The organism is Photobacterium obscurum, assembly GCF_026191635.1.
Classification (GTDB): domain Bacteria; phylum Pseudomonadota; class Gammaproteobacteria; order Enterobacterales; family Vibrionaceae; genus Photobacterium; species Photobacterium obscurum.
Genome location: NZ_JAKRRW010000016.1, coordinates 48,177 through 66,352, shown reverse-complemented (window position 1 = coordinate 66,352; position 18,176 = coordinate 48,177). Strand labels below are relative to the sequence as shown.

The 18,176-nt window shown below is 52.1% G+C and carries 21 protein-coding genes; 18 read left to right on the top strand and 3 right to left on the bottom strand.

Features of this window, described 5'->3' with window-relative positions; all coding sequences use genetic code 11:
• The first annotated feature begins 597 nt into the window (after positions 1-597).
• From MD588_RS18170 to MD588_RS18130, 8 genes are read left to right on the top strand one after another with little or no spacing between them, the layout of a single operon-like run.
• Positions 598-1,473 (top strand): OmpA family protein, encoded by an 876-nt coding sequence (locus MD588_RS18170; RefSeq protein ID WP_265698981.1) that lies wholly within the window; start codon positions 598-600, stop codon positions 1,471-1,473.
• Positions 1,470-2,912 (top strand): sigma-54 dependent transcriptional regulator, encoded by a 1,443-nt coding sequence (locus MD588_RS26070; protein ID WP_322784261.1) that lies wholly within the window; start codon positions 1,470-1,472, stop codon positions 2,910-2,912. The genes MD588_RS18170 and MD588_RS26070 overlap by 4 nt, the downstream gene beginning before the upstream one ends.
• 23 nt (positions 2,913-2,935) lie before the next feature.
• The gene (gene fliE / locus MD588_RS18155; protein ID WP_265698980.1) at positions 2,936-3,280 is read left to right on the top strand and encodes a flagellar hook-basal body complex protein FliE; all 345 of its coding nucleotides are present in this window, start codon (positions 2,936-2,938) and stop codon (positions 3,278-3,280) included.
• A 13-nt stretch (positions 3,281-3,293) separates the two neighbouring features.
• Positions 3,294-4,988 (top strand): flagellar basal-body MS-ring/collar protein FliF, encoded by a 1,695-nt coding sequence (gene fliF, locus MD588_RS18150; protein ID WP_265698979.1) that lies wholly within the window; start codon positions 3,294-3,296, stop codon positions 4,986-4,988.
• On the top strand, positions 4,978-5,982 hold the full coding sequence (gene fliG, locus MD588_RS18145) for a flagellar motor switch protein FliG (protein WP_265698978.1): 1,005 nt from the start codon (positions 4,978-4,980) through the stop codon (positions 5,980-5,982). The genes fliF and fliG overlap by 11 nt, the downstream gene beginning before the upstream one ends.
• A gap of 2 nt (positions 5,983-5,984) precedes the next feature.
• Positions 5,985-6,686 carry a flagellar assembly protein FliH gene (fliH, locus tag MD588_RS18140; protein ID WP_265698977.1) on the top strand — a complete coding sequence of 234 codons (702 nt, stop codon included), beginning with the start codon at positions 5,985-5,987 and terminating at the stop codon, positions 6,684-6,686.
• Complete coding sequence (fliI, locus tag MD588_RS18135) at positions 6,679-8,019, top strand: flagellar protein export ATPase FliI (protein WP_265698976.1); 1,341 nt, start codon at positions 6,679-6,681, stop codon at positions 8,017-8,019. The genes fliH and fliI overlap by 8 nt, the downstream gene beginning before the upstream one ends.
• A gap of 3 nt (positions 8,020-8,022) precedes the next feature.
• Positions 8,023-8,454 carry a flagellar FliJ family protein gene (locus MD588_RS18130; protein ID WP_265698974.1) on the top strand — a complete coding sequence of 144 codons (432 nt, stop codon included), beginning with the start codon at positions 8,023-8,025 and terminating at the stop codon, positions 8,452-8,454.
• Between the two features lie 21 nt (positions 8,455-8,475).
• Here MD588_RS18130 and MD588_RS18125 read toward each other — a convergent pair whose 3' ends face one another.
• From MD588_RS18125 to flgA, 3 genes are all read right to left on the bottom strand, one after another.
• Complete coding sequence (locus MD588_RS18125) at positions 8,476-8,910, bottom strand: flagellar protein FlgN (RefSeq protein WP_265698973.1); 435 nt, start codon at positions 8,908-8,910, stop codon at positions 8,476-8,478.
• The gene (flgM, locus tag MD588_RS18120) at positions 8,910-9,182 is read right to left on the bottom strand and encodes a flagellar biosynthesis anti-sigma factor FlgM (protein WP_265698971.1); all 273 of its coding nucleotides are present in this window, start codon (positions 9,180-9,182) and stop codon (positions 8,910-8,912) included. The genes MD588_RS18125 and flgM overlap by 1 nt, the downstream gene beginning before the upstream one ends.
• Before the next feature lie 76 nt (positions 9,183-9,258).
• Positions 9,259-9,942: a flagellar basal body P-ring formation chaperone FlgA gene (gene flgA, locus MD588_RS18115; protein WP_265698969.1), complete on the bottom strand. Its 684-nt coding sequence runs from the start codon at positions 9,940-9,942 to the stop codon at positions 9,259-9,261.
• A 198-nt stretch (positions 9,943-10,140) separates the two neighbouring features.
• Between flgA and flgB the strand changes: the two genes are divergently transcribed.
• The 10 genes from flgB (at position 10,141) to flgK (ending at position 18,157) form a co-directional block, all read left to right on the top strand.
• Positions 10,141-10,512, top strand: coding sequence for a flagellar basal body rod protein FlgB (gene flgB, locus MD588_RS18110; protein ID WP_265698968.1), 372 nt, complete (start codon positions 10,141-10,143; stop codon positions 10,510-10,512).
• Between the two features lie 5 nt (positions 10,513-10,517).
• Entirely contained in the window at positions 10,518-10,937 is a 420-nt protein-coding gene (gene flgC / locus MD588_RS18105) for a flagellar basal body rod protein FlgC (protein ID WP_265698967.1), read from the top strand.
• Between the two features lie 9 nt (positions 10,938-10,946).
• Complete coding sequence (locus MD588_RS18100; RefSeq protein WP_265698965.1) at positions 10,947-11,618, top strand: flagellar hook assembly protein FlgD; 672 nt, start codon at positions 10,947-10,949, stop codon at positions 11,616-11,618.
• Between the two features lie 32 nt (positions 11,619-11,650).
• The gene (flgE, locus tag MD588_RS18095; protein WP_265698964.1) at positions 11,651-12,871 is read left to right on the top strand and encodes a flagellar hook protein FlgE; all 1,221 of its coding nucleotides are present in this window, start codon (positions 11,651-11,653) and stop codon (positions 12,869-12,871) included.
• 12 nt (positions 12,872-12,883) lie between these two features.
• Positions 12,884-13,618, top strand: a complete 735-nt coding sequence (gene flgF / locus MD588_RS18090) for a flagellar basal-body rod protein FlgF (RefSeq protein WP_265698962.1) — start codon at positions 12,884-12,886, stop codon at positions 13,616-13,618.
• Between the two features lie 68 nt (positions 13,619-13,686).
• Positions 13,687-14,472: a flagellar basal-body rod protein FlgG gene (gene flgG, locus MD588_RS18085; protein WP_265698961.1), complete on the top strand. Its 786-nt coding sequence runs from the start codon at positions 13,687-13,689 to the stop codon at positions 14,470-14,472.
• A 10-nt stretch (positions 14,473-14,482) separates the two neighbouring features.
• A complete protein-coding gene (gene flgH / locus MD588_RS18080; RefSeq protein ID WP_265698960.1) occupies positions 14,483-15,142 on the top strand; it encodes a flagellar basal body L-ring protein FlgH in 660 nt (219 codons plus the stop codon).
• On the top strand, positions 15,142-16,251 hold the full coding sequence (locus MD588_RS18075; RefSeq protein WP_407676594.1) for a flagellar basal body P-ring protein FlgI: 1,110 nt from the start codon (positions 15,142-15,144) through the stop codon (positions 16,249-16,251). Before flgH ends, MD588_RS18075 begins: the two co-directional genes overlap by 1 nt.
• A complete protein-coding gene (locus tag MD588_RS18070; protein WP_265698956.1) occupies positions 16,251-16,757 on the top strand; it encodes a rod-binding protein in 507 nt (168 codons plus the stop codon). Before MD588_RS18075 ends, MD588_RS18070 begins: the two co-directional genes overlap by 1 nt.
• Entirely contained in the window at positions 16,754-18,157 is a 1,404-nt protein-coding gene (gene flgK / locus MD588_RS18065) for a flagellar hook-associated protein FlgK (protein ID WP_265698954.1), read from the top strand. The genes MD588_RS18070 and flgK overlap by 4 nt, the downstream gene beginning before the upstream one ends.
• Positions 18,158-18,176 lie beyond the last annotated feature (19 nt).

Here is an 18,176-nt window from a genome sequence, read left to right as displayed (position 1 = left end):
ATAACACAATTGAACAAAGCACAACTTAATTGGTTGATTTTTAGCCTTGCGATAAGTGTTTATTTTTGTAATTGCTTGTTTTTACTCTTGTTGGCTTGGCTTTGTTGTATTGTTTATTATTATTTTCTCGGCGTTTAATCGATAATCAGTGTTCGTTAAATTCAGTCGCGGGAGGTTACCGTTTGAGCAATAGGTTTGTCAAACAAATATCTCTTTGGTGAGGTATGTCAAAAAATTATCACACGACTTTTATACGCGTTCATTTTATTGACAGTTGACATACTATCCCGAATGTTTTCTCATTCACTCAGGTTATATATATAAATTGATAAATCCTCGATATCAGAATAGCCATCAACCTGTAGACGATAGGGCCTTTATTTCCGATTTATCTTACTGGTTCTACAAGGTTATTTGAGTTACCACATCGGATTTACAATGTTTTAACATTTTATTATTAATACAGCAAATGAAATGTAGTGCTTAGTTGAGTGCTCAATTAAGTATTTAAGGTGATGAGGCCCTTTGTTATTGGGGGAGGCTTTCACCTTTTTGTGTTATCAAATCTTTATATGGTTATGTTTTTTAGGCTCTTTGATGGTTAGACGAAGCAGTATTATTCTATTGATACTATTATTATCTTTCTCGGTATATAGCCGTGAAAATGTAAAAATATCAGCACTGGATAACAGCCAATGGGTGTTTTCTGGTAATAATACAATATGCTCAATGGCGCATGAAATTAAAGGCTTAGGTGTTGCAAAAATAATTGCCGAAGCTGGCGAGGAATTAAGGCTTGAGCTTAAGTCTAATCAGTTGACGGAATTAACGGAATATCGTTCTGTATATAGAGTGCCTCCAGTTTGGAGTCGCGATACCGCTAAATATATTGATGATATTGGTGAGGTTTTTTATTCGCAAGCCACTGGTAACCTTATTATTAATAGCGCCAATTCAGTCTTTGAGCATTTGAAGCAAGGCGCCTGGATAAAAGTCATTTTAAATAATGGGCGTCAAATTAATGACGGGGTTGTTTTATCCAATATTAATTTTGCGGTGCCTGCCGAAGCGTTTGCTGCTTGTCGTAATAATTTAATGCCAGTTAACTATCAACAAGTTAGGAATAGTGAGTTTTATTTCGAATCTGGCTCGACAACGCTGTCAAAATATAGTCACAGGGCGCTCGGAGGCATTTCGGAATATGTGAAGGCTACGCCATCGATTAGCAAGATATTGATTGATGGTTACTCGGATAACCGCGGGCGTACGGGCGTAAAGTTGCGTATGTCCAAAGAGCGTGCCGAGGAAGTGGCAGCGCTGCTCATCGAGTTCGGCATTCCTCATACTATGATTCAAATCCGCTCTCATGGTGACCGCTACCCTATTGCGAATAATGCCCATGAGGCAGGGCGGAAGAAAAATCGTCGGGTGACAGTACGTTTAATTAAGAAGTCTGCGGCAGGTAAGTCATGAAAAATAACTGGCAAGTTTTAATGTTTCACCCTTACCACCCGGTCCAGGATCAGGTTTTGATAGACGGGGAAGCGGAAGGGTACCAATTAACCCAGACCTCCTGTATGGCGGACTGCCTGCACCTATTATCGCTTCAGCAATGGGATTTATTGTTGTTGCCGACATGTCTGGTAGACGGCACCGAAGCTGCTGACCTGATCAAGCTGGTTAAGCCTCGCTATCAGGGGGCTATCGTTGTGATCTCTGAGTTGCAGCACGTTGCGCAGGTAACACGAGCAATGCAGCAGGGGGCGACAGACTATTTGTTGCTCCCGTTTGGTCATATGCATCTTGGTCAACTTGTTCAGCGCTTGGTGCAACCTCAGCAGCAAAAGCAGCCGATTGTTGCCGAATCACGCTTGAGCAAGCAGATGTTTCAGCTGGCACAACGGGTGGCGCAGACCGATGCCTCCGTACTGATCAATGGTGAAAGCGGTACCGGGAAAGAGGTGCTAGCGCGTTTTATCCATGATTCATCGCCCCGCTCTGCCGGCCCGTTTGTTGCCATCAATTGTGCCGCGATCCCGGAAACGATGATTGAATCAATTCTATTCGGCCATACCAAAGGGGCGTTTACCGGCGCGGCATCTGCCCAGCCCGGGAAACTGGAAGTTGCCAATGGCGGTACCCTGATGCTTGATGAAATCGGCGAATTACCTCTGGCCCTGCAAACCAAATTATTGCGCGTGCTGCAGGAGCGTGAAGTGGAACGTCTTGGCAGCCACCAGAAAATTAAACTGAATATTCGGGTGCTGGCGGCGACCAACCGTAACCTCGAGCAGGCGGTGGCCGACGGACGGTTCCGCGCCGATCTCTACTACCGGCTTAATGTTTTTCCTTTGCATTGCGCCACGTTGAAAGAGCGGCAGGACGATATCGTGCCGCTGGCGAGTTATCTCATGATGCGCCATATGCCTAATACTCAAACGACCATTGAGTTTACCAGTGAGGCTCAGGAGGCACTGCGTCAGTACGACTGGCCGGGCAATGTTCGTGAGCTGGAGAATGTGATTCAGCGGGCGTTGGTTATGAGCCGCGGCTGTCTGATCCGTGCGGAAGACCTGATGTTGCCAATCCAGCTCGAGGGGAAGGAGTCAACAGCCCAGGATCCTGCTGCTGCGTTGGAAACATGGGCCGCTCCAATTAGCCCGCGCAAAACGACGACAAGCCGCTCGAAGCCAAATTTGCAGAAAAGTCGCAAATTAGCCGAGTTTGACACCATCATCGAGACATTGCGTCGCTTTGATGGCCACCGTAGTAAAACCGCGGAAGAGCTTGGAGTCTCGACCCGTGCCTTGCGGTATAAGATTCAGACAATGCGCGAGCAGGGGCTGGATATCGAACAGATCCTAACTGGGCAAAATACGGATTTTTCTGTAGCCAATACTAACTATTCATAATCGCTATTACACGAGAACCTGACATGCAAGATAAAGTGATGAGCATGCAATTGCCATTGAGCCAGATGAGTGAGGTTCAGGCACAAATGAATGTGCTGGAGACGACTCAGATCGCGCCTAATCCAATGACGGCTAACCAAGTGAATCCGGTGAACTTTACGGATGTGATCTCGCAGGCGTTAAACAGTGTCGATCAGCAGGGCAAAGAAGCCTCAGCCTTGATGACGGCCGTGGATACCGGCAAGAGCAACGACTTGGTCGGGGCAATGGTTGCCAGCCAGAAAGCCAGCTTGTCATTTGCCGCTTTAGTGCAAGTCCGTAACAAGCTACTGACCGCCTATGACGATGTCATGAAAATGCCAGTGTAATGAGAAGAAGTAAGTGAGCGAATTAATTAAACAAAGGCTGGCCAATATGGCCAGCCCTTCTAGTATGGGGCGGGTAATATCCGGTGCCCGTCTTGTCGCGTTACTCGGGGTGATTGCCGCCTTGGTTACTGTCGTGGTTGTTATTGGCCTATGGCAGGGGGGTAGTCAGTACCGTCCCCTATATGGCGAACATGAGCAGTTTGACCGAACCCAAGTGCTGTCTGTGCTTGAGCAGAACGGGATGGATTTTTATATCGAGCCCCAGCAAGGCAATGTCATGGTAGAGCGCAATAGTCTGGGCAAGGCGCGTCTGGCTTTGGCGACGGCGGGGGTTGAGGCGCAATTGCCAACCGGGCTAGAAATTTTGTCGCAAGATTCCAGCCTTGGAACCAGCCAGTTTATTGAAAGTGCTCGCTATCGGCATGGTCTGGAAGGTGAGCTGGCCCGCAGCATCATGACGCTGGAAGCGGTGAGCAATGTTCGGGTGCATTTGGCGATTCCGAAGCAAACCTTGTTTGTCCGCCGGGAAAAAGAACAATCATCGGCTTCTGTGGTGCTGTCGCTGCGTCCTGGCCAGAGCCTGGGTACGGAGCAGGTCACAGCGATTGTTAATCTTGTTGCGGGAAGTGTGCCGGAACTGACGGCTGAGCGCGTCAATGTTATTGACCAGCAAGGCAACCTGTTGTCGGCGGTGATCAACGATAGTGATCAGCATGGCAGAAATAGCAGCCGTTACCTGGAATACGTCCAGCAACTGGAACGCAGCCATATCGAGCGTGCTTCGCGCATGCTTCGCCCGTTGGTCGGAATGAATAACTTCCAGGTCGAAGTCGCCGCAGACATTAACTTCGATCGGACAGAGGCAACCGAAGAAACTTATGCACCAGATGGGGCGGTTAGGAACGAATTTGATTCCTATGACCGCCGCTCGGCCAAGGACGCTACAGGCATTCCTGGTGCCTTGAGTAACCGCCCGCCGGAAGAGGATGAGGAAGAAGACGCGAAAGGTGACAACGAACGCGGCGAGTCGTCCCGTGATTATGCGCTGGATCGCACTCTGAAGCATACTCTCTATCAGCAGGGGCAGTTGAAGCGTTTAAGTGTATCTGTATTGCTTAATGGCCAGCCGGATACTTTTAGTGCTCAGCAACTGGCTGATATCAAGCAGATGCTGGCGGACTCGATGGGAATCAACGAAGCACGCGGTGACAAGTTTACCGTGTTGGTTTATCCCTTTACCCTGGCCGAAGCCAATTTACTGGGCGACGAACCTGCCTGGTGGACACAGATGGTATGGCTGGACTACCTACGCTATATCCTGTCGGCGATTGTGGCACTGGTGATCCTGCTGGCTGTGGTTCGTCCAGCGATCCGCCAATTGTCCGGCGGGGCAAAATCAACCGATGTACTTGTACCGGAAGCCACATTCCAGCCAGAAAGCGAAACGCCGGCGGCAGTCACTACCGTTCCGTCAGCTGGAGAGCTTAGCAATGAAACCGAAGCCAATGTTCCTGCCGAGCAGGCACAGGCATTGGCGACAGGGGCTGGCATTAGCTCTGTAGTAGCAAGTAGCGATCTGCCTGAACTGCCAAGCCCTGAAACTGGTTTAGAAGTACAATCGTCTTATCTGCAGATGCTCTCTGAGAAAGAGCCTGAGCGTGTCGCGCATGTCGTTAAACAATGGATCACACCGAAAGATGACAACTGAGAATAACCCTGGCATTGAACAAGCTGCGATTCTGTTGCTGAGCATGGGTGAAGAAGCGGCAGCGAATGTATTGAAGCAGCTTGATCGTGAGCAGGTTCGCCAGCTCTCGATCGCTATGGCCGGTATTCCGGCCGTAAAAAAAGATCAGGCAGAAAAAGTTTTTCAGCGTTTTTTTAATGACTTCAAGAGTGAGTCCGGCATTTCCGGCGCCTCGCGCAGCTATCTCGAGCGAACTCTGAATAAGGCTCTGGGCTTGTCACTATCACAGCCGTTGCTGGATTCAATTTATGGCGATTCGCTCAAGCATAACCTGCAACGTTTGCAGTGGCTTGAGCCTGCCAAGCTTGCTGAACTGATTTCTGGCGAGCACCCGCAGATGCAGGCGGTGTTCCTAGCGTATCTGGAACCAGAGGTTGCCACCCAGCTATTGGCGCGCTTGCCGACCGAGAACTTGGACGATCTGCTATACCGCCTTGCCAACCTAAAAGAAATTCACCCCGACATGATTGACGAGGTGCATGTCCTGCTGGAGAAATTCCTGGCCCAGGTTGGCCAGCAGAATAGCACCTTGGTTGACGGTACCGAAAAAGCCAGTGAAATCATCAATCGCCTCAAGGGTGAACAGAGCCAGAAAGTAATGACCGGTTTGAAAGAGCTGGATCCGACACTGGTCGCGACCCTGGAAAGCAAGATGTATAACTTCGATATTCTGGTACGCCAGACCGAAGATACGCTGGAGCGTCTGGTGGAGGAAGTCGACCAGGAGCTGCTGGCAACGGCACTGAAAGGCAGCGAGCAAGCACTGCAAGACAAGATCTTTGCAACTATGCCGAAACGTGCCGCACAGTACCTGCGCGAGGCGATGGAAGGCAAAGGCCGAGTGCGTCTAAGTGCGGTCGAAGAAGCACGCGAACAGTTGATCACGACGTTGCGCCAGTTGGCTGATGACGGCGAGATTGAGCTGCAGCTCTTTAGTGAACCGGTTGTGGAGTAATGATGAAGAAGCAGGGTGCAACAGTTCTTCACCCCCAGCCGGGCCAGTATCGGAATTATCACTTTCCGCCGCTGGTCCAGCCGGAGGAGGATTTGTTCGGTGACGAGCCGACAGGTTCTTATCAGGATGAATTCAACAACGGATTTCAGGACGGCCAGCAAAAAGGTCATGAACAGGGCTATCAGGAAGGGTTGGCGCAAGGCCAGCAGTTTGGTGAGCAGCAGGGACTGGAGCAAGGTCGCCAGCAGGGGATCCGCGAAGGTATTGCCCAGGTGCAGCAGCAAATGGGCGGAACGGTAACCTCGGTTGATCACCTGATGCAGCAGATCCAGCAGGTCTTCCACCAGCATGTTCGTCAGCAGAGCGAGATGATTTGCGATCTGGTGCAGAAGGTTGCCCGCCAGGTGATCCGCGCCGAGCTGACCCTCAAACCGAGCCAGATGGTCAGTTTGATTGAAGAAACCTTGGCGCAGATGCCCGAGCAAAAACCTGAGCTGGTGACCTATCTTAACCCGCAGGATTGCCAGCGGCTGGTTGAGTTGGTGCCTGAGCAAGTCAGTGCCTGGAATCTCAAGCCGGATGATTCTCTGACGATTGGTAGCTGTCGGGTGGTTACCCGCGATTCGGAGTCATTTGCCGATAGTGAAGAGCGCCTTGAGGCCTGCATGGAATCGATACGGGACAACCTGTTAACTGATGCGTGATTTATTCCAGGAGCTGAATGCTCGTTTATCCTCGGCGGTTGAGCAGGTTCCTGACGTGCCGGTTGCCCGCACCTACGGGCGGTTAACTCGGATGGCGGGTTTGACCCTGGAAGCCGTAGGCTGTCGTCTGTGTACCGGTCAGCGCTGTATGATTGAAACGGATCTCGGCACCTTGGTCGAAGCCGAGGTAGTGGGATTTGATCGCAATGCCTCGGTATTAATGCCAATCCGCCATACGACCGGGTTGCGTCCGGGCAGCCGGGTCCTTCCGCTCCAGGGCGACAGTAAAATCAATGTTGGTTACAGCATGCTGGGCCGGGTGTTAAACGGCCTTGGTGAACCTTTGGATAGCCGCGGCGCTATCACTGCCGAGCAACGTATCAACCTCCATGGCGATACCATTAACCCGTTGCAGCGTTTGCCGATTTCGACTCAGTTGGATGTCGGGGTTCGGGTGATCAATGGCATGCTGAGTGTCGGTAAGGGGCAGCGGATGGGGCTGTTTGCCGGCAGTGGTGTCGGCAAGAGTGTGTTGCTTGGGATGATGACCCGCAATACCACCGCAGAAATTACCGTGGTCGGGCTGATTGGCGAACGTGGCCGTGAGGTACGTGAGTTTATCGAGCATTCGCTGGGTCCCGAGGGAATGAAGAATGCGGTGGTGATCGCCTCACCGGCGGATGATCCGCCGTTGATGCGGTTGCGGGCATCGATGCTGTGCCACCGTATTGCTGAGTTTTTCCGCGATCAGGGGCATGACGTACTGCTGCTGATGGATTCGTTGACGCGCTACGCACAGGCACAGCGTGAAATTGCCTTGGCAGTGGGCGAGCCGCCAGCCACCAAGGGCTATCCGCCGTCGGTGTTTAGCCTGTTGCCGCAACTCGTTGAACGTGCGGGTAATGGCGCGACGGAGCGTGGTTCGATTACCGCGTTCTATACCGTGTTGTCGGAAGGGGATGATCAACAGGATCCGATTGCCGATGCCGCGCGGGCGATTCTTGACGGACATATTGTCCTTAATCGTGAACTGGCCGAACAGGGACACTATCCGGCGATCGACATCGAGCAGTCTATCAGCCGTGCCATGCCCCAAGTGGTTACGCCGGAGCAGTTGCAAAAAGCCCAGCGGGTGAAACAGCTTTATGCCCGATACCGCCAGGTACAGGACTTGATTTCTCTCGGTGGTTACCAGCCAGGACAGGATCAGAACTTAGATATGGCCGTGCACTATTACCCGGAAATCTGTGGCTTTCTGCAGCAAGGGATGCATGATCAGGTACTCCTTGCCGATAGTCAGCAGCAATTGATGCAGCTGGCCGGAGGACACTAAACCATGATGAAGCGGGTGAAAGTGGTACAGGGCTGGCGGGATCAGCAACAAAAGAAATTTGATGAGCTGCAGCAGCAGTGTTCAGAGCTCAACCAGCAGACCCATGCGCACCAACAGCGCCTGGAGTTACTGGAAAGCCTCTCGGGGCAATATGCGGTGGCCAGTGGTAGCGAAGCGTCGGCCTTGTTGCTTAAGGGGATTGGTCGCTTCCGTCATCAGCTGGATAATTTAACCAATCTCCAGCGTCAGGAGCTGGCGTTGTCGCAGGTAGAACTCCGCAGTATGAATGCCCGTTTGGTCGAGCAGCACTGTCAGGTCAAAATGGGCGATAAGATCGTAGATAAGCGACTGGCCCAAATCCAGCGTAAGCAGGAGCGGCAGGAGCAAAAAGTGATGGATGAACTGTCGATGAATCGTTTTTTTCATCGCCGCTGAGCGGGTTTAGCTGCCGGAGGTTCAGCAGCCGGGGCTATAGCAATACTGTTGTTCTGGCTTCAGCAGCTTATCAATCATTTGTTTTTGTTGTGCCAACAGGCGTCCGTTGCTGTTGTTTCGCTCCTGACACTGCAGCGTTAATTCATAAAGCTGCTGCCACAATGTACTGCCTTGCTGACGGTATTGGGCTGGCAGGGCAGAGAGCAGGCGTTTCATGCCGGTATCATCGGCACTCACTCCCAAGGCTTCTAGGTATTCACATCGGCGCTGTGCATGCTCTCCGAGTTGCTGCATTAGCTGCTGGAGCTGGGCGTTATGAGACAGCAGTGCCTGGCTATCGCGGTTGACCAAGAGAGACTCCTGGTGCTGCAGCTGTCGTTCTAACTGTTGATAGCTCTTCACATCCTGGGCCAGTTCACTAAACAGGTTTTTAATCAGCTGGGCTTGAGAGGCCATCAGTTCTGTCCCTGATAGAAGTCGAGCATGCTGTCTGCCAGCGAATCCAGGTTGACCGAAACCTTGCCTGATTTCAGCATTGCCTTCATCTCAGCGACTTTATCCATATCGACATCGCTGGTTGTCTCCATAGCTTGCTTGGCAGATTGCAGCGATTTCATCTCATGGCTGAGTTCAACTTGTGCCACAGAGGCGGTTTTTGGCTCTGCAGTTTTGCTTGCGGCCTCAGTCGGTAATGCGACGGGCTGCGAGTGAGATATTTTTCCAATCATAGTCTTCACATAAAAACAGATGTGCGGTTACTGATCTAAAGCGACCGATCAGCGGAATGCTTAAATCATTTTATCATTAAAAGGTGGTTTGCACCCGTTGCCGCCCGGTAACCGTCGCGAAAATCTCTTTGTTGGACGACAGATTCCGGACTCTGATTGAATCCCCCATCGCGCCTGATTCAAGCGCAACCCCTTTCATTTTTGCGGTCATACTGCCCATCCGGGCTTCGATGATCACTTCTTCATTGCGCTGCACCAGTTGCGGCGCCTCGACCATTCGCGGGCTGATCACTTTGCCGGCGGTGATTTTTCGGCGGCTTTTCAGGCCGGCTACGGCATTGATATCGGTGAAATAACCATGACGTAGATAGGCCAAATTACTGCGCTTGAGGCTGAGATCGGCCTGGGTGATAGTTTGCTTCCGGCTTAGCGGATGCTTGGCAACAACAAGCGGAAGAAAAATGGCCACCTCGGCCTTGACCCGGGCTTTCCAGTAGTTGGGCTGATGACATTCAAGCGTGACGGAAAGTCGACCGACAGGTTGCGTCGGTTCACTCAGCGCCTGGTGAAGCGGTTGATCACAACGGGGAAGTTTTGCAAGTGGCTGCAGGCTGATCTGATAGTCTTGGCTGCCGATGCTAGTGGCGTAGCGTCGGACTTGCTGCTCCAGGTAGCGGGAGACTTCCTGTTGGGCGGAAGCCTTGCCAGGTGAGGCTGTCGGTACATTTTTCGCCAGGCTGGTATTTGGGAGGACGCCCATAAGTAAGCTGGTGATTAAGATAATTTCCGCTCGGAAGTGGCACTTCCGCATTTGCTTGAAACACACGTTGATACAACCGTAACTAATTGAGTCTAAAGGGGTATAACTATTGGCACGCTTCATGCTTGTTGTCGGTTTGGTTTGACCATCACAACGGTGTGCATCTAGGCACGATTGCGACAACAACGGCGACGAACAATGGCAATTAACTTTGAACAAGCTCTGGGGGTACACCCTAATACATTGGCGTTTCGAACACAACGCGCAAAAGTATTGGCCGGTAACTTGGCCAATGTCGATACCCCGAATTTCAAGGCGCGCGATATCAGTTTCGAAGATGCGATGAGTCAGGTAGCCAATGAGGCAAGAGCCCGGCACCAGGCCCGCCGTCGGCCTCAGAACTACGAGCTGCTCTATCGTAACCCGCAGCAGCCAGCCCAGGATGGTAATACCGTTGAACTGGGGGTTGAGCAGGCTAAGTTTGCCTCCAATGCGATGGCCTTTCAGACCAGCACGACTTTTTTGAATATGAAACTCAGCGGCTTGAAAAAAGCCATTAACGGACAGTAACAGCTATGGCTTTTTCTACGATTTATGACATTGCCGGTTCCGCAATGTCGGCACAGACGGTACGTCTGAACACGGTGGCCAGTAACCTGGCCAATGCGGACGTGGTCTCTGGTTCTGAGCAGGACGGGTACCGCGCCAAGCGACCGGTGTTTTCCACGGTAATGATTGATCTTGATAGCCCGGCGGCGGGAGCCAAAGTGCAGATTGACGATGTGATTGAAAGTGACGAGCCGCTGCGTCGACGTTATGAACCTAACCACCCGAAGGCGAATAAAGACGGTTATGTATTTCATTCAACGGTGAACGCGGTGGAAGAAATGGCAGACATGATGGCGGCATCCCGAAGTTTTGAAACCAGTGTTGATGTTATGAGCCGGGCTCGCAGCATGCAGCAAAGTATTTTGCGTTTGGGTAAGACAAGTTAGGAGCCTTAAGTGAGTTTGCCACAAATTACGACCACCAGTCAGTACAGCCCAAAGGCGGCATCCCAGGAGCCTCAGGTATCCGGTAACGGAATGAGCCCGTCCAGCAATGATTTCCTGACCATGATGGTGGCTCAGATCCAGAATCAGGATCCGCTCAATCCGACCGATGGTACCGAGTACCTGACCCAGCTGGGCATGATGTCAGCTGTCGAAAGCCTGGAAGGGGTCAAGAGCGGCATGATGAACATGAACATCGGCATCACCAACCTTGAAATGCTTCAGTCCACTAACTTGGTCGGCAAGAAAGTATTGATGGAAGTTAACCAGGGGCTGGATGTATCTGAAGGTCAGATGATCGATGGTCGAGTTCAGTTCGATCAGCCCGTCGATAGTGCCAAGGTAATGGTCTATGACGAAGAAGGCAAAGTGGTTGATGAAATCAAGATTGGCCCGCAAGGCGCCGGTATGGCTGAGTTTGAAATCAACGGCGATGAGCTGGGCACTGGTACCTATACCTTTGAGGTGGTAGCTGAGCACGGTAACGATGCCTGGAGCCAAAAGATGATGATCGCGGCAGAGGTTGAGTCGGTCAACATTCCGTCCGATGGCGGAACGACCCTGCTAAGCCTCAAAGGGCTGGGCAAGATGTCTATGTACGATATGCGTGAAATTACGGCGTAAGCCAGCGAACAAGAATTAGAGTAGGAAAGGTAATGTCAATTAACATTGGTATGAGTGGCCTGAAGTCCACCACTGAACAAATGAACACCATCAGCCACAATATCGCTAACGTCGGCACTATTGGCTACAAGTCATCGCGTACCGAATTTCAGGATATCTATGCACCTGAGTTTGGCGGTGGTCAGATGAACGGTGTTGAGGTGGCGGCAACCCGCCAGAGCTTCACGGGCGGTACAACCACGCCAACGGGTCGCAACAGCGATTTGGCGATCAATGGTGAAGGCTTCTTCATGGTACAGAGCAATGGCCAGCAGATGTTTACCCGTAACGGGGTAATGAACCTGGATGCCGAAGGCTACCTGGTGACTGCAGATGGTTATCGCCTGCAAGGCTATGATGCGACAGATACTGGCCAGATCCAGAACGGTACGATGAAGGACTTGACTGTTGAAACCGGTGATATGCCAGCGAAGACTTCGACCAAAGTGGACCTCGGCCTGAACCTGGATGCTAATTCTTCAGCGATTGATCCGGTAGCTAAGCCGTTTGATAAAGAAGACCCAACCACGTTTACCTCAAGTGCCACGACCACCGTGTTTGATTCTATTGGTGGTGAGCACGAAGTGACCCAGTATTTCGTCAAAACTGGCGATAACCAATGGAAAGTGCATTACATGCTGGATGATGCGACGGCACCGACAAAATCTGTTGATGTCGCGTTTGATGCTGCCGGTAAGCTTGCTGCTATTGATGGTAACTCTAACGCGAATAGTGTTGATTTAAATCTTCAGCTGACTAATGGCGCGAATGACCTGAACTTGGCCTTTAATATTTCTGAAGTCAGCCAGTACGGCAGCGAGTTCTCGATCAATAAAAATGCTCAGGATGGTTATGCGCCAGGCAAGCTGGCCGGTTGGTATTTTGAAACCGACGGTACGGTGTATGCGCGTTACTCCAACGGCCAGACCAAGGCTCAAGGACAGATTGTATTGGCTCGCTTCCCTAACCAGGAAGGCCTGCAGCAGGCTGGCGGTACCCGCTGGACCCAGAGCTTTGCATCCGGCGCCCCTCTGACTGGTGTTGCTGGTACTGGCCAGTTAGGCGCACTGCGTACCGGAATGTACGAGGGTTCGAACGTGGATCTGACCAGTGAGATGGTCGGTCTGATGTCGGCGCAGAGCAACTACCAGGCCAACGCAAAGACAATTCAGACTGCTCAGGAAATGACCCAGATCCTGTTCCAGAATCTGTAATAGGAGCAGGTCATGGATAAGTTGTTATATACCGCAATGTCTGGTGCCAGCCGCGTCATGATGGCACAGCAGGTACACGCTAATAACCTGGCCAACGTCAATACGACAGGTTTTCGTGCCGATATCGAGCAGGCGGAAAGCATCGCGGTAAAAGGCGAGGGCTATGACAGCCGGACCCTGGTTGCGGCGCGGGCAGGTGGAACCGACTTTTCCAGTGGCGCCCTGCAAAATACCGACAATCCGTTTGATATTGCCATCCGTGGCGAGGGCTTTTTCGCGGTTGAGGCCGGGGATAATGACGAAGCCTATACCCGCGCTGGCAACTTTCACCTTGATGCCGATGGCGGTCTGATGCTTGGTGACAGACCGGTGATGGGCGAGGGTGGCCCAGTGGTGATCCCACAATATCAGCAGCTAGATGTTGGCACTGACGGCACGATTTCGATTGTGCCGCAGGGCGGTGGTCTGGTGCAGGAAGTGGGGCGACTGAAACTGGTGAAGCCGGACTTGGCCACCCTGCACAAGAGTGAAGATGGACTGTTCCGTGTCAAGGGAGGCGCTGGACAGGCCGAGATGGATGAAACCGTTTCGGTGGCGTCGGGTTACCTTGAAAGCAGCAACGTCAGCGCCATCGACTCGCTGATCAATAACATGTCACTGTCCCGGAATTTTGAGTTTCAGGTCAAGATGATGAAAACCGCAGAAGACCTGGCCACCGCCGGCAACCGAATTGTACGCGGTTCTTAAACCAGCTTATCAGAACAATAGTCGCTCCTGTTGAATAGGGGTCGCATATTACTTAGGAGCAACGCAACATGCACGCAGCACTTTGGGTCAGTAAAACCGGTCTGGCGGCTCAAGATACCCAGATGCAGGTTATTTCGAACAACCTTGCTAACGTCAACACGGTCGGTTTTAAGCAAGACCGCGCGGTATTTGAAGATCTGTTTTACCAGATGAAAAAACAGCCGGGTTCCATGGCTGATCAGCAAAATGAAACCCCGGGCGGTTTGCAGCTGGGTAACGGTGTCCGCACTATCGGAACCCAAAAGTTGATGAAAACTGGTGCCTACCAGAATACTGAGCAGGCAACGGATTTGGCGATCCTCGGTTCGGGCTTTTTCCAGGTTGAACTGGCCGATGGTAATACCGCGTATACCCGTAACGGTCAGTTTCATCGTAATTCGGAAGGGGCACTGGTAACCGCGTCGGGCCTACCGTTGATGCCGAATATCGAGATCCCTGAAAATGCGACCAACTTCAGTGTAGGCTCTGATGGCGTGGTAACAATTTCGACTGCGGATGATCCACAGCCGCAGGAAATTGGTCAGCTCACCCTGGCAAACTTTACCAACCCGGCTGGCCTTGAGGCGCTGGGTGGCAACCTGTTTAAAGAGTCGGGTGCATCCGGTGCACCGATCGAAGGGGTGGGCGGTGAAGATGGCTTAGGCCAGATCAGTCAGTTCAGTCTCGAAGGCTCTAACGTCAACGTGGTAGAAGAGATGGTGAATATGATCACCACCCAGCGCGCTTACGAAATGAATGCCAAGGTAGTATCGAGCGCCGATCAGATGCTGAAATTCGTTAGCCAGTCAATGTGAGTCTTTAGGCATGTTACGCATTATTTATTTACTCGGTGCTCTGTTGCTGACTGGATGCGCGCCCGTGTCGAGCATTGTCGATGTGCAGCCTCAGGAAAATGTGCCCAATATGGAATTTCCGGAGTATAGCGTTGATCCTGATGGCAGCTTGTTCAGTGCCAACTATGGGATGGCGCTGTTCCAGGACCGCCGGGCGTTTCGTATCGGTGATATCTTGACGGTGGAGCTCGACGAGCAGACCCGTTCTAGCAAAAAAGCCGGCACCAGTTATGGTAAAGACAGTAATGTCGGTATTGCCGCTCCAATGATAGCCGGGAAACTACAGCCGAAAGGGCAGTTTACCCTTGAGGGCGAGCGCGACTTTAAAGGCTCGTCGTCGAGCTCGCAGCAAAACTCGCTGTCGGGCAATATTACCGTGATGGTGGCCGAGGTGCTGCCGAATGGGGTGCTGCGGATCCGAGGGGAAAAGTGGCTCAAGCTCAACCAGGGCGATGAATATATTCGCCTGTCCGGTTTGGTGCGGGTGGATGACATCGACGGCTCCAACCGGGTTTCTTCGCAACGCCTGGGTGATGCCCGTATCACCTATTCCGGCCGTGGTGCACTGGCGGATGCCAATGAAGCCGGCTGGCTATCCCGATTCTTTAACAGCTCCTGGTTCCCAATCTGATGGCGATGAAAAAATTACTTGTGGGCCTGCTTTTGCTGGCCACCCCTTTGCTAGTTCAAGCCCGTCCGTTGTTAAGCCTGGTGGATATCCAGGGCGTGCGTGACAACCAATTGGTTGGTTATGGTCTGGTGGTTGGCCTGAGTGGTACCGGTGACAAAAGTCAGACCAAGTTTACCTCCCAGTCAGTCAAGAACATGTTGAGCCAGTTTGGGGTTCAGTTGCCCGCCAATGCCGATCCTAAGCTTAAGAATGTCGCGGCGGTGGCTATTCACGCCACCATTCCTCCGCTGGCCAGTAAGGGACAGTTGCTGGATATTACGGTTTCATCCATTGGTGATGCCAAAAGCCTGCGTGGCGGTACGCTGTTGATGACACCGCTGAAAGGGCTCGATGGCCAGATTTATGCGGTGGCCCAGGGTAACCTTGTTGTGGGTGGTGTTCAGGCCGCGGGCAGCAGCGGCAGCGGGATCACCATCAATATACCGACGGCCGGTTTGATCCCCAACGGCGGGATCATCGAGCGTGAAATTCCGTCTTCGTTCCTGACTGCGACCGATGTGGTACTGAATCTAAAACGGCCGGGGTTTAATACCGCCCGTAATATCGAGAAGGCGATTAACCAGGTGTTTGGTCCGGAAGTTGCGGTGGCTCAGAGCCATGCCCGAATCACCGTGCGCGCCCCGCATGAGCAAAGCCAGCGGGTGACCTTCCTTGCTATGTTGGAAAACCTTGAGGTTGAGCCCGGCCCGCGCAAGGCCAAAGTGGTCTTCAATGCCCGCACCGGTACTATCGTGGTTGGCAAAGACGTTAGGGTACATACCGCGGCCGTCAGCCACGGCAACCTCACGGTCAGCGTGGTGGAAAACTTCAACGTCAGCCAGCCGAATGCGTTTGGCCGCGGCAATACAACTGTTACGCCGGAGTCTGACGTGTCGATTGACCAAGAGCGCGGCAAGGTCTTTATCTGGCCGGAAAGCGAAGAGGGAACCTCGCTGCAAACCATCGTGGATGCGGTGAACAGTTTGGGGGCTTCCCCCAATGATCTGATGGCAATTTTGATCGCGCTGGATGAAGCTGGTGCCTTAGATGGTGAACTGGTGGTGCTGTAATGAAAATCCTCGACAACGACACTAATCCGGCGATGTATAACGACCTGACCAGCCTGCAGAATATCAAGGCTAACGGCGATAAGACCGAGGCTCTCAAGCAGGCTGCGGGTCAGTTTGAAGCGGTATTTTTACAGAGTGTGCTCAAGCATATGCGTCAGGCCTCTGATGCATTGAATGATGAGGAAGACTCGTTGTTTAACAGCCGTCAGCAGAAGTTTTACCGCTCGATGCATGACAGCCAGATCGCGATGGAAATGAGTCAGCAGCAAAGTTTGGGTATTGCCGATATGCTGGTAAGGCAACTTGGACAGCATGAAGCATTTAAGCCGCAGCACCAAGTGGTCGCTGTTAATCAACAGGAGCTGAAAAATGCACCTGTGGCAGCCAGTCCGCTGATCAGTGATGTCGAACTGACTTATAGCAAAGTTCAACGGCCCCACTGGTGGGGAAATACCACACCCTTGTCGCAGCAACTGAATATCCATCTTGATGACGAAGAATTATGAGCATAATTAATATCGGTTTATCCGGCATGAGTGCCGCTAATGCTGGGCTGTCAGTCACAGCACACAATACATCCAATGCGATGACACCCGGCTATAGCCGTCAGCGTGTTGGTTTTGGTGCCCAGACCGATGGTCAGGGTGGCGCGGGTGTCGGGGTAAGCAGTGTCGAGCGGATGGCCGATAATTACCTCAACCAGCAAATCTACAAGCAGAAAGGCTCTTGGGGTTATAACGCGATTCGCTCTCAGTACATGGCGAAAACCGAAACCTTGCTCAATAATGACAGCACCAGTATCAACACTGGGCTGGATCGTTTTAATGCCGCGCTCAGCGAGGCATCAACCAACCCGCAGGATATTGCTTACCGCCAGACGATTATCAGCCAGAGCCAGTCGATGGTGCAGCGTTTCAATAACCTGAATGCTCAGCTCGACAGTCAGGCTAAACAAGTCGGCGGGCAGCTTGATGCGGCTGTGTCTGAAGCCAACGCTCTGGTGGCCAGCATTGCCAGTATGAACGACAGCCTGCGCGATAGCGGGGGGAGCGGAAAGGAAATGACCGACCTGCTCGATGCCCGTGATGAAGCGATCCGTCAGTTGTCATCGCAGATGGACATCAATACTACCTACAACGATGACGGTACAGTGACGATCACTCTTGACCAGGGACAGCCCCTGGTGAGTGGTTCCCAGGCCAGCGCCCTGAAGCAAACTCAGGACGGCGGGCTGGAACTGCAGCGCGGTAATGGCCGTTTTGTCCTGGATGACAAAGTGGGTGGAACCATTGGCGGCCTGATTAACTACCGTGATGTCGAGCTGAAAGATCTGCAGAAAGAGCTTGATGTGATGGCTTACAGCTTTGCCACTCAGTTTAACGACACTCATAGTCAGGGCTTTGATCTGAATGGCGACCCTGGTCAGGCAGTATTTGGTGGAGTCGATCAGATTGACGGCGCGGCTAAGAACCTGACGCTGATGATCGATGATCCTAAGCAGCTGGCATTTGCCTCCAAGCCAGGAGAGCCGGGCAATAGCGAGAACTTGCAGCAGCTAATTGACCTGAAAAATGCCCCGGTAGCGATTGATACCACCAAGCTGACTCCCTCAGAGGCGGAACAATTTAAAAACGCGATTGCGACCCTCGACGGTAAAACTATCTACAGCAGCTATACCGGTATGACGGGCGACTGGGCGATCAAAACCGCCCAGCTTGAGGCTGATACCAGCGCAGCAAAATCGCTGGTTGAGCAGGCCGAGGGCGAACGTGGCAGTGTCAGCGGGGTTAACCTCGATGAAGAAGCGGCCAATATCATGACCTATACCCAGATGTATCAGGCCAATGCCCAGGTTATTTCAACGGCGCAGCAGCTGTTTGATATTACCTTGTCGATGTTTCGCTAATTGGTCATAAACAAGAGGA